The sequence below is a fragment of the Mucilaginibacter frigoritolerans genome, assembly GCF_007830615.1.
Taxonomy (GTDB): domain Bacteria; phylum Bacteroidota; class Bacteroidia; order Sphingobacteriales; family Sphingobacteriaceae; genus Mucilaginibacter; species Mucilaginibacter frigoritolerans.
In genome coordinates, this window is sequence record NZ_VLLI01000001.1 from 633690 (window position 1) to 646108 (window position 12419).

Annotated in this window: 11 protein-coding genes; all 11 read left to right on the forward strand. The window is 39.8% G+C overall.

Translation table 11 applies throughout. The features are described 5' to 3' along the window. Nucleotides 1-24 precede the first annotated feature (24 nt). Nucleotides 25-621: a gluconate 2-dehydrogenase subunit 3 family protein gene (locus JN11_RS02650; protein WP_144909344.1), complete on the forward strand. Its 597-nt coding sequence runs from the start codon at nucleotides 25-27 to the stop codon at nucleotides 619-621. Nucleotides 622-623: 2 nt separating this feature from the next. Then, a complete protein-coding gene (locus tag JN11_RS02655) occupies nucleotides 624-2339 on the forward strand; it encodes a GMC oxidoreductase (RefSeq protein WP_144909346.1) in 1716 nt (571 codons plus the stop codon). Between the two features lie 177 nt (nucleotides 2340-2516). Next, complete coding sequence (locus JN11_RS02660) at nucleotides 2517-4196, forward strand: GMC oxidoreductase (protein ID WP_144909347.1); 1680 nt, start codon at nucleotides 2517-2519, stop codon at nucleotides 4194-4196. A 19-nt stretch (nucleotides 4197-4215) separates the two neighbouring features. Continuing rightward, nucleotides 4216-5640 (forward strand): Gfo/Idh/MocA family protein, encoded by a 1425-nt coding sequence (locus JN11_RS02665; RefSeq protein WP_144909349.1) that lies wholly within the window; start codon nucleotides 4216-4218, stop codon nucleotides 5638-5640. 48 nt (nucleotides 5641-5688) lie between these two features. Continuing rightward, complete coding sequence (locus JN11_RS02670; RefSeq protein ID WP_144909351.1) at nucleotides 5689-6309, forward strand: gluconate 2-dehydrogenase subunit 3 family protein; 621 nt, start codon at nucleotides 5689-5691, stop codon at nucleotides 6307-6309. A gap of 123 nt (nucleotides 6310-6432) precedes the next feature. Further along, nucleotides 6433-7602: a Gfo/Idh/MocA family protein gene (locus tag JN11_RS02675; protein WP_211360618.1), complete on the forward strand. Its 1170-nt coding sequence runs from the start codon at nucleotides 6433-6435 to the stop codon at nucleotides 7600-7602. An 84-nt stretch (nucleotides 7603-7686) separates the two neighbouring features. Then, nucleotides 7687-8742 carry a sugar phosphate isomerase/epimerase family protein gene (locus JN11_RS02680; protein ID WP_144909352.1) on the forward strand — a complete coding sequence of 352 codons (1056 nt, stop codon included), beginning with the start codon at nucleotides 7687-7689 and terminating at the stop codon, nucleotides 8740-8742. A gap of 97 nt (nucleotides 8743-8839) precedes the next feature. Further along, nucleotides 8840-9271 (forward strand): c-type cytochrome, encoded by a 432-nt coding sequence (locus tag JN11_RS02685; RefSeq protein ID WP_144909354.1) that lies wholly within the window; start codon nucleotides 8840-8842, stop codon nucleotides 9269-9271. Nucleotides 9272-9317: 46 nt separating this feature from the next. Beyond that, nucleotides 9318-10556 carry a nucleoside permease gene (locus JN11_RS02690; RefSeq protein WP_144909356.1) on the forward strand — a complete coding sequence of 413 codons (1239 nt, stop codon included), beginning with the start codon at nucleotides 9318-9320 and terminating at the stop codon, nucleotides 10554-10556. 10 nt (nucleotides 10557-10566) lie between these two features. Then, complete coding sequence (locus tag JN11_RS02695; RefSeq protein ID WP_144909358.1) at nucleotides 10567-11457, forward strand: hydroxypyruvate isomerase family protein; 891 nt, start codon at nucleotides 10567-10569, stop codon at nucleotides 11455-11457. A gap of 55 nt (nucleotides 11458-11512) precedes the next feature. Beyond that, on the forward strand, nucleotides 11513-12391 hold the full coding sequence (locus JN11_RS02700) for a sugar phosphate isomerase/epimerase family protein (RefSeq protein ID WP_144909361.1): 879 nt from the start codon (nucleotides 11513-11515) through the stop codon (nucleotides 12389-12391). The last annotated feature ends 28 nt before the right edge of the window (nucleotides 12392-12419 follow it).

Consider the following 12419-nt stretch of genomic DNA (forward strand, 5'->3'; position numbering starts at 1 on the left):
GTTTAATGCTAATTTCTTAATTAAATGAACAGACGCGCGGTTATAAAAAATCTGGCTTTGGTTGTAAGCAGTGCAGTATTACTTCCATCATGTTTAAAAAACAGCGGTACTCCTGCAATAGCTTTGAAACATCTGAATATCAATTCAGATCAGGAGAAACTAATAGGTGACATTTGCGAAACCATCATTCCTAAAACTAATACTCCCGGTGCAAAGGATTTAAACCTACATCTATTTGTTTTAAAAATGCTGGATGACTGTTATACCAAAAAAGATCAATTAACCATTGTTAAAGGCCTAACCGAATTTGACAATGTGGTGCAAAAAAAATATAACCAATCTTTTAGTGACCTGAATATAAAAGACAGAGAAGCTGTTTTAGTTGAAATTGAACAGAATGCTAAAAAAGCAGGTGGTGCTAAAACCCCTGCAGGCAGAAATACCAAACCACAAAAAACGGTAGATGCTAACCCGCTTTTTGCTTTTTACTGGGCTATTAAACAACAAACACTTTTTGGTTATACTACTTCGCAGTACTTTATGACTAAAGAAATTGTTTATGAGTTGGTGCCGGGAAGGTATAATGCACATTTTCCGGTTAAAAATTTAAAACAAACGTAACTATGGCCAACTTAAATATTGATAGCATTAAAGAACGCACGTTTGATGCAATTGTAATAGGCTCGGGCATGAGTGGCGGCTGGGCAGCGAAAGAGCTTACCGGAAAGGGGCTAAAAACACTAATGCTTGAACGTGGAAGGGATGTTAAGCATGTTAAAGATTATCCTACAACAAATCTTTATCCCTGGGAGTTTCCGCATCATGGTGTTTTGCCGATGGATGTGCAGGAAGCTAACCCTATAGTAAACAGATGCTACGCCTTTGGTGAAGATGCGGCTCATTTTTTTGTGAAAGATAAAGAGCATCCTTATGTTCAGGAGAAGCCTTTTGATTGGATTAGGGGCTACCAGGTGGGCGGAAAATCGCTTATGTGGGCACGGCAAACTCAAAGATGGAGCGATTTCGATTTTGAGGGCCCGGCAAGAGACGATTTTGCTGTTGATTGGCCTATTCGTTATAAAGATATTGATCCCTGGTATAGCTACGTTGAAAAATTTGCAGGCATATCTGGTAATCGCGATGGAATTCCTGAATTACCTGATGGTGAATTTTTACCTGCATATCCTTTAAATGATGTTGAAGCTTATTTCAGCAATCACATTAAAACTAATTACAAAAACCGGTATGTAATCAGTGCGCGGTGTGCACATTTATCAAAGCCTAATCAAATACATATTGACCAGGGGCGTACCCAATGTCAAAGCCGTACGCTTTGCCAACGTGGTTGCCCGTTTGGGGGCTACTTTAGCGCAAATTCATCCACTGTGCCATGGGCTCTGCGATCAGGCAAATTAACCTTGAGACCACACTCAGTGGTAGAAAGCATTATTTATGATGATAAACTGAATAAAGCCACAGGTGTACGTGTTGTTGATACCCAAACAAAGGAAACCATTGAATATTATGCAAAAATTATTTTTGTAAACGCTGCGGCATTAAATACCAATTTGATTTTGTTAAATTCTAAATCGGACCGCTTTCCAAATGGTTTGGGTAATGATAGTGGTGTATTGGGTAAATACGTTGCATTCCATAATTATTCGGCCCATATTGGTGGCGAATATGATGGTTTTAAAGATTGGACTACCGACGGACGCAACCCTGCAGGTGGCGGATATATTCCCCGTTTCAGAAACGTTTATAAACAGGAAACAGACTTTCTGCGAGGATATGCTTCTGGATTTAGCGCTTACCGGTTTAAACAGCACAATTACGATGGTGTTGGTGCCAGCTTGAAAGAAAATACAGTAAAAGGCAATTTAGGTCCCTGGTATGTAGGTTCGCATATGATGGGCGAAACCATTCCCAAAGAAAGCAATTTTGTAACGCTTGATAATAAACTTAAAGACGATTGGGGCGTACCATTACTCAAAATATCAGTTGATTATGATGACAATGATGAAAAGATGAAGAAGGATTACATCGAACAATTAACGGAGATGTTTACTTCTGCCGGTTTTACCAATATCAAACCGTCAACCAATCATCAGGCACCTGGTTTGGATATTCATGAAATGGGTGGTGCGCGTATGGGTAACGACCCTAAAAGTTCCATATTAAACAAATGGAACCAACTACATGCCTGTAAAAATGTGTTTGTTACCGATGGTGCCTGCATGACTTCAACGTCATGTCAGAATCCGTCACTTACTTATATGGCTTTAACTGCCCGTGCAGCTGATTATGCTGTTGGCGAAATGCAAAAAGGGAATATTTAAACGCCGTTTTTCTTAAAAAAAGTTTATACAAAATAGAAAGAAAAATGCATTTATCAACTGTAAATCCATTATTGTGTTAAAAAAACACAATGAAATATTTGTTCAGTAATTTATTGTTCATACATTAGTCGGAGTAACCGATAATATAAATTTATAAACCATTTTATTAATTAAAATATGTCTGCAAATACTTATGACGCCATTGTCATTGGTTCAGGAATTTCGGGTGGATGGGCTGCAAAGGAACTGACCGAAAAGGGACTAAAAACCATCATGTTGGAGCGTGGTCGTAACATTGAGCACATCAAAGATTACGTTAATGCTAACAAAGATCCATGGGAATTTCCTCACAGGGGAGGGCGTACACAGGAAATGATCAAAGATTATCCGGTGTTGAAACGCGATTATCCTTTAAATGAAACCAACCTTGACTATTGGGTTAACGAGAAAGAAAGCCCTTATGTAGAAGTTAAACGTTTTGACTGGTTCAGGGGATATCACGTAGGTGGCCGTTCATTAATGTGGGGCAGGCAATCATACCGTTGGGCAGAGCTCGACTTTGAAGCCAATGCTAAGGATGGAATCGGTGTAGACTGGCCTATCCGTTATAAGGATTTGGAACCATGGTATGGTTACGCTGAAAAATTTGCAGGTATTTCTGGCAACAGAGATGGTTTATCGATCCTTCCTGATGGTGAATTCATGCCGCCTATGGAAATGAATGTTGTGGAGAAAGATGTTGCTAAACGTTTTAAGGAGCATTATAAAGAGACCCGTAATTTTGTTATCGGACGTACTGCCAATATTACCGTGCCGCATTATGCACGTACAAATTGCCAGTACCGTAATAAATGCTGGTTAGGTTGTCCGTTTGGCGCCTATTTTAGTACGCAGTCATCAACTTTACCTGCTGCTATGGCTACCGGAAATTTAACCGTTCGCCCATGGTCAATTGTTACTAAAATACTTTACGATAAAGATACCAAAAAAGCCAAAGGAGTTGAAGTATTGGACGCAGAAACTAACCAGACCTATGAGTTTTTTGCAAAGGTTATTTTCGTTAATGCATCGACTTTTAATAGTACCTGGATTTTAATGAATTCAGCAACTGATATCTGGCCCGGCGGTTTGGGTAGTAGCAGTGGTGAGCTGGGTCATAACGTAATGGATCACCACTTAGGAGTTGGAGCATCCGGCACAGTTGAAGGCTTTGAAGATAAATACTATTTTGGTCGAAGGGCTAATGGTATTTATATCCCGCGCTACAGAAACTTAAATGGTGAAAAACGTGATTATATCCGTGGTTTCGGATACCAGGGTGGTGGTGGCCGTGAGGGCTGGAGCCGTGATATTGCCGAGATGAATATTGGAGGCCAATTTAAAGATGCACTAACCGAACCAGGAACCTGGACAATGGGTATCGGTGGTTTTGGTGAGACATTACCATATCATGATAATAAAATAACGCTAGATAAAACAGTAAAAGATAAATGGGGACTACCTGTTTTAGCTTTTGATGCAGAGATTAGAGATAACGAAAAGAAGATGAGAATTGACATGGAGAACGACGCCAAAGAAATGCTGGAAGCAGCTGGTGTTAAAAATGTTAAAACTCATAGCGGTAATGGCTTTTTGGGGAGAGGTATTCATGAAATGGGAACAGCACGTATGGGCCGTGATCCAAAAACTTCAGTATTGAATGGCTGGAACCAGGTTTGGGATGCACAGAACGTGTTTGTTACTGATGGTGCTGCTATGGCATCAACAGCATGTCAGAATCCGTCACTTACTTACATGGCTATGACTGCCAGGGCTGCAAATTATGCTGTAGAGCAATTAAAAAAGAATAATATCTAACCTAAATCATTATAAAAACATGGCTGAAGAAAAAGAGGACAATAAAATGTCAAACCCTTCCAGGCGGGATTTCCTGAAAACCGGAACAATTGCTGCTGCAAGCTTTATGATTGTGCCCCGCTTTGTACTGGGTGGTAAAGGTTACACAGCACCAAGTGACCGTTTAATTATTGCCAGCGTTGGTGTTGGCGGTAAAGGTGCTGACGATATTAATCACTTCGATAAAACAGGGAAAGCCGAAATGGCATTCTTATGTGATGTGGATGATGAACGAGCAGCCGGAAGTGTTAAAAAGTTCCCGAAAGCTACCTATTATAAAGACTGGCGCAAGTTATTCGATAAAGAACATAAAAACTTTGATGCCGTTTCTGTTTCAACCCCCGATCATACACACGGCATCGTTGCCTATCATGCTATGCAATTAGGCAAGCATGTTTATGTACAAAAACCATTAACGCATGATATTGCCGAGGCCCGTTTATTAACAGAAGCGGCTAAAAAATATAAAGTGGTAACCCAAATGGGTAACCAGGGAGCATCAAACGATGGTACTCGCCAGTTAGCAGAATGGTATGATGCTGATATTATTGGTGATGTTCATACCATTTATTGCTGGACTAATCGCCCTGTTTGGCCTCAGGGTATTCCATGGCCTACTGCCCAGGCTAATATTCCGTCAACACTTGACTGGGATTTATGGCTAGGTACGGCTCCGCAAAAAAATTATGTAGATAATCTGGTTCCATTTAACTGGCGCGGATGGTGGGATTATGGTACAGGTGCATTAGGCGATATGGGTTGCCACCTTGTGGAGGCTCCATTCCGTGTGCTTGGCTTACAATATGCAAAAGACGTACAAGCTAGTGTAGGTACGGTTTATGTTGGTGAGTTTAAACAAGGTCGTTTCCCTGATAGCTGTCCTCCGTCAAGCCATATTACTTTAACTTTTCCTAAAACCAGCAAAACCAAAGGTGATGTAACTGTTCACTGGATGGATGGTGGTATTCAGCCAGAAAGACCTGAAGAGTTAGGTCCTAACGAACGTTTTGGCGATGATGGCAACGGAACATTGTTTATTGGTACAAAGGGTAAAATGATTGCCAGCACATATTCAGCTGATCCATTATTATTGCCAACTTCGCGTACAACAGAAGTTAAAGTGCCACAAACAATAGCACGTGTTCCCGGACAATCAAATGGTCATTACGGACAATGGATTGAAGGTTGTTTAGCCGGCTATGGTAAAACTCAGCTAAGCTCATCATTTGATGTTGCTGGTCCGTTAACAGAAGCGCTTTTAATGGCTAACTTGGCTGTAAGAGGGCATGAACTTAAAGGCGGTCACATTAAAATGGTTTGGGATAACGAGGCCATGAAAATAACCAACTTTGATGATGTTAACCAGTATGTTAAACGCCAGTACAGGGAAGGCTGGACGTTATAATCCGCTAATTCAAAAAAATAAATTGTAATTCATTAATCAATAAATAAAATGAATAGAAGAGACGCCATAGGTAAAGTTGCCCTGTTAATGGGTGGTGCCGTAATAGGTGCTGAATTCTTTATTTCAGGATGTAAATCAACCTCAACGCAGGTAAGCGATTTGTTTGATACAGATCATGTTGCCTTTTTAAATGAGGTGGCTGATACTATATTACCCACAACCAGCTCACCAGGTGCAAAAGCGGCAAATGTAGGCCAATTTATGGCTGTAATGGTACGTGATTGCTATACTCCTGCCGATCAGAAAATATTTTTGGAAGGCTTAACCAAATTGGATGACGCCGGAAAAAAACAATATAGCAGCAAATTCCTGGATCTGACTCCCGCACAGCGCATTGATTTATTAGTGGCTTTAGACAAAGAACAAAAAGCCTTTACTGCCGATAGAAATAAAAAGCTTGATGCAGATAAAATTGCACATAAAGGTGATGATAAATATAAACCGATTGAATTGCCTAACCACTATTTCAGAATGATGAAAGAGTTGACCCTATTGGGTTACTTTACATCAGAAATTGGTGCTACCAAAGCTTTACGCTACATAGCCGTACCGGGACACTATGACGGTAACTTGCCATACAAAAAAGGCGATAAGGCCTGGGCGACCTAAATAATAATTATTGAGTTATTGAATGATGGAATTATTGATTGGAACCAATAAAAATCAATAATTTTATCATTCATTATCTATTTAAATCAATAATTCACTAAATCAATAATTTAACACAAAAATATGGGTCATAGAAAACTCCGCATGGGAATGATAGGCGGGGGGAAAGATGCTTTTATAGGAGCTATTCACAGAATTGCCGCCAATATGGACGGCCAGATAGAACTGGTTTGTGGTGCGCTAAGTATGCATAAAGACGTTGCGCAGGAAAGCGGACGTATGCTTTATTTACCTGAAGACAGGATTTACGTTAGTTACCAGGAGATGATAGTTGCTGAAAGTAAACTTCCTGTTGATGTGCGAATGGATTTTGTAACTATAGTAACGCCAAATTTTGTGCATTTCGCTCCGGCAATGCTGGCACTTGAATATGGCTTTAACGTAGTTATTGAAAAGCCCATCACTTTTACTTTAGATGAAGCTAAACAGTTAAGAAAAAAGCTTGAAGAAACCGGGCTGATGCTTTTATTAACGCATACTTATTCTGGGTATCCATTGGTGAAAGAAGCCAGGCAGATTGTTAAAGGCGGATCATTAGGAAAAATAAGAAAGATTTATGTAGAGTATATTCAGGGGTGGTTGAGTAAGCTTTCTGAAAAAGAGGGCAATGCACAGGCTGCCTGGAGAACCGATCCTTCCAAATCAGGAAAGAGTGGCTGTATGGGCGATATTGGAACCCATGCTGCACATTTAGCCGAATATATTTCTGGTTTAAAAATTGTCCAGTTAAACGCATCATTAAACACTGTTGTTGAAGGCAGATTGCTTGATGATGATGGCGCTATTTTGTTACGTTTTGAAGAAAACGCTACAGGTGTTTTAACCGCATCACAGGTAGCTGCCGGTGAGGAAAATGCGCTTAAAATTCGTGTTTATGGCGAAAATGGAAGCTTGGAATGGGAGCAGATGGAACCAAATACCCTTACCTTAAAATGGTTAGATAAACCGGCGCAAACTTTAAGAGCCGGTGCAAATTATACTGATAGGGAATCTATTTATGCAACGCATAATGCCCGTACACCGGGTGGTCACCCTGAAGGTTATCTGGAAGCATTTGGGAACCTGTATCGCAATTTTGCTTTGACCTTGCAGGCAAAATTAAATAACGAAACACCAAAGCCAGAATGGTTAGATTTTCCGGGGATTGAAGATGGTATCCGTGGTATGGCATTTATTGAAAATGTTGTGGCCTCAAATAGCAGTAACGAAAAATGGACTGATTACGTTATTTAATCTTTACAGCTAAAAGCACGGTAACAGAATTTTAACACATTAGTTTATCATCCAAAAACTAATGCCAATTGACTAAATAAACCAATGACTACAATAAAAGGCCCTGCCATATTTATAGCTCAATTTATAGGCGATGAAGCGCCGTTTAATAACCTGGAATCTATTTGTACCTGGGCCAAAAACCTTGGATACAAAGGATTGCAGTTACCAACGCTGGATGCCCGGTTTATTGACTTACAGAAAGCTGCTGAAAGCAAAACTTATGCTGATGAACTGAAAGGCTGTGTTAATGCCTGCGGATTGGAAATTACAGAACTATCAACCCATTTACAGGGACAACTGGTTGCAGTAAACCCTGTGTATGATACGCTTTTTGACGGTTTTGCACCTGAGGCTTATCGCAATAATCCAAAAGCAAGGCAGGAGTGGGCCGTTCAACAGGTAAAATATGCGGCTAAAGCATCGCAGAATTTAGGCTTAAATGCTTCCGTTACTTTTAGTGGCGCATTGCTTTGGCCAATGATGTACCCATGGCCTCAAAGGCCAGCCGGCATTGTTGACACAGCATTTGATGAGTTGGCCAAACGCTGGAAACCTATTTTGGATGTTTATGAAGATTGTGGCATCGACTTATGTTATGAAATACATCCGGGTGAAGATCTTCACGATGGTATCACTTATGAAATGTTTCTGGATAAGGTAAATCATCACAAGCGTGCATGTTTGCTTTATGATCCATCCCACTTTGTTTTGCAGTGCCTTAATTATCTGGAATATATTGATAATTATCACGAACGCATTAAAATGTTCCATGTAAAGGATGCCGAATTTAACCCAACCGGTAAACAAGGTGTTTACGGTGGCTACCAGAACTGGATTGACCGTGCAGGCCGTTTCCGCTCATTAGGCGATGGTCAGGTTGATTTTAAGATCATTTTCAGCAAGCTTGCTCAATATGATTATAAAGGATGGGCTGTGCTGGAATGGGAATGCGCATTGAAACACCCCGAAGATGGTGCACGTGAAGGTGCCGAATTTATTAAAAATCATATTATAAGGGTAACAGATAAAGCTTTTGATGACTTTGCATCTTCCGGATCAAATGATTCCTTTAATAGAAAAACATTGGGTATTGATTGAAATGCCTGATCATTTATAAATAAATTTTGACCAAAAAGTATATATTTATCGCATCGTATAAATATTAATTTTATTCCATATCAATTTAAGTAAAATCATGAAAAAAGTTTTTGTAGTTCTGTGTATAAGTGCAGCTTTAGCAGCTTGCGGTGGATCAAAATCAGGCAGTGGAAGTGCTGATAGTACTTCAGCATCAAATGAAACAGCCAAAACCGCTGAGAGCAATGCTGATACAAATGCCACTAAAACAGGGACAGAAAGCACTGCCTCAACAGCTCCTGGCGCAAAATTGATTGCTGCAAATGATTGCAGTACCTGCCACAAAGTTGACACAAAAGTAATAGGGCCTGCATTTCAGGATGTTGCCAATAAATATCCAGCAACCGAGGCCAATATCGATACCCTGGCTAATAAAGTAATTAAAGGTGGTAAAGGTAACTGGGGCGATATCCCAATGGCGGCGCACCCAACCCTTGCCTTAGCCGATGCTAAAGTGATGGTGCAATACATCCTTTCGCTAAAAAAATAAACCAACCTAACCAAACCTGAGAAACCAATTTTTAAACTATAAAATAATGAGCACTGCAATAAGAGTTAAATTATCTTTAATGATGTTCCTTGAATTTTTTATTTGGGGAGCATGGTTCGTAACTTTAGGTCCTTTTTTGGGTAATACTCTTCATGCCACAGGTGCACAAACAGGTGCTGTGTTCTCAACGCAGTCCTGGGGTGCTATCATTGCACCTTTCATTATTGGTTTAATTGCCGACAGGTATTTTAATGCAGAGCGAATATTAGGTATTCTGCATATTTTGGGTGCTGTTTTAATGTACCAGATGTATAAAGCAACAGACGTTTCTGTGTTTTATCCTTATGTATTAGGTTATATGGTATTGTATATGCCAACGTTAGCATTGGTAAATTCAGTTTCATTTAATCAAATTGGAGATCCTGAAAAAGAGTTCTCCAGCATTCGGGTATGGGGAACTATCGGCTGGATAGTTGCCGGTTTAGCTATCAGCTATTTGTTTCACTGGGATTCACCAGATGGAGTAAAGAGCGGATTTTTGAAGAATACCTTTATGATGGCAGGAATTGCCTCCCTGATTTTAGGATTGTTCAGCTTTAGTTTACCGGCTACTCCTCCTAAAACCCCAACTGGCGAGAAAGTAAGTATTTCCCAATTACTTGGGCTTGATGCTTTGAAGTTATTAAAAGACAAAAACTTTGCAGTATTTTTTATTGCTTCAATTTTAATTTGTATCCCGCTGGCTTTTTACTACCAAAATGCAAGTAACTTTTTAACAGATATTAAGGTTAATAATCCTACCGGAAAAATGACTATCGGTCAAGGTTCTGAGGTATTATTTATGCTTTGTCTGCCTATTTTCTTTAAAAAGTTCGGTTTCAAGAAAACCATTCTGGTTGGTATGTTGGCGTGGGCACTGCGTTATGCAATGTTTGCTTATGGTAATGCAGGCGAATTGAGCTTTATGCTTATAATTGGTATTGCACTTCACGGCGTATGTTATGACTTTTTCTTTGTGTCCGGACAGATTTACACCGATTCTAAAGCTGGTCCGCAGTACAAAAGCGCTGCGCAGGGTTTAATTACGTTAGCCACTTATGGTGTTGGTATGTTAATCGGGTTTTATGTAGCGGGTTTAATATCTGATAGTTATAATTCTGCTGCAGGGCACGATTGGAAGATGATTTGGTTGATACCTGCTGGGATTGCTGCTGCTGTATTTTTATTGTTCGCAGTGTTTTTTAAAGATAAGAGTCAAATTCAAACGTCATCAGTACAATCATAAAGATCCACTTATGGCAACTCAACAAAACAGAAGATCGGCAATCAGGAATATTGTTGCCGGTACAGCAGCTATAACAGCTACAGGTATGTTATCATCATTCAAGAAAGAAGAGATAAAAGAAACATTGTCTGATAAGCTGAAAGGGAATATTAACCATTCGGTTTCACCCTGGTGCTATAGCGAACTCACGCTCGATCAACTTTGTGAAGTCTCTAAACAAATTGGTATAACCGGAATTGACCTTTGCGGACCTAAAGACTGGCCCATATTACAAAAACACGGCATGTATTCGCCAATGTGTAACGGGGCCGAGATAAATCTGACGGATGGTTTTGGAGATAAGCAATTTCATGCAACCCTGCAGAAGAATTATTCGGATATGATTCCATTGGTTGCAAAAAACGGGTACAAAAATCTGATCTGTTTTAGCGGTAGTAGAAGAGGGAAAGACGATGAAACCGGATGGAATAACTGTGTAGAAGGTTTGAAGCCCATTGTTGCTTTAGCAGAGAAACATAATGTTGTTTTGGCGATGGAGTTACTTAACAGCAAAATAGATCACAAAGATTATCAGTGCAGTCGCGTAGAATGGGGCGTTGAACTGGCGAAAAGATTAAATTCAGAAAACTTTAAGCTGCTTTTTGATATTTACCATATGCAGATAATGGAAGGCGACATTATCAGAAATATCACTGATTATCACCAATACATATGCCATTTTCATACAGGTGGAATACCAGGTAGGCATGAGATTGATGATACCCAGGAGCTTTTTTATCCCGCCGTAATGCGGGCTATTGCAGCTACCGGGTTTAAAGGCTATGTTGGGCAGGAGTTTGTTCCGAAACAGGCTGATAAAGTAGCTTCCTTAAGGAACGCTATACACATTTGTGATGTGTAGGTGAATGGGGTTTGCCCCAATTTATTAAACCAACTACCAATTTTGAACAATAAATATGACTACGAGAAGGAAATTTTTAACCCAGGCAGGATTAATTTCAGCAGGGATGATGATAGCACCAAGATTATTATCCGCTAAAGCCAATGATAAAGTTGTTGGATTGCAGCTCTACAGCTTGCGCGATCAATTGCCTGCTGATGTAAAAGGTGGTATTGCTAAAGTTGCTGCAGCCGGATATAAAGAAGTTGAACCTTTTGGGTATTCAAAAGAAAAGGGCTTTTGGGGGCTTGATGCAAAATCTTTCAGCACATTATTAAACGATAATGGATTGAAAGCGCCAAGTGCACATTTTGGTATGGATGAATATTTTGTTCAAGGTAAAACTGAAGCACTGGAAAGCTATATTGAAGCCGCCAACATTTTAGGGATGACCTATGTTATAGTTCCTTCAATAAATGGCGAGGTTTTAAAGAGCGCCGATCAGTTTAAAGAAGTTGCAAGTAAAATGAATAAGGCGGCTGAATTATGTGGTAAATCTGGCTTGAAATTAGGTTACCACAACCACAACTTTGAGTGGAAGCCTGTAGACGGCACTACTTTTTATGATGTTCTTTTAAAAGAAACAGATCCTAAACTGGTTAACATGGAAATGGATATTTACTGGGTGGTACGTGCCGGACAAGATCCGGTGGAATTGTTCAAAAAGAATCCTGGACGTTTTGCACTTTGCCATTTAAAAGATATGGACAAAACAGACCATAACCGGAATACCGAAATAGGAAGAGGTACTATTGATTTTAAAACCATTTTGAGCTATGCAAAACTTGCCGGCTTAAAGCATTTTATTGTTGAGCAGGAAAATTATATCAATATTGATCCATATGTAAGCATCACAGAAAGTGCTGCTTATGCAAAAAATATTTTGCATGTTTAATAAAGTAAATGGTTAGTAGGGAATGGCG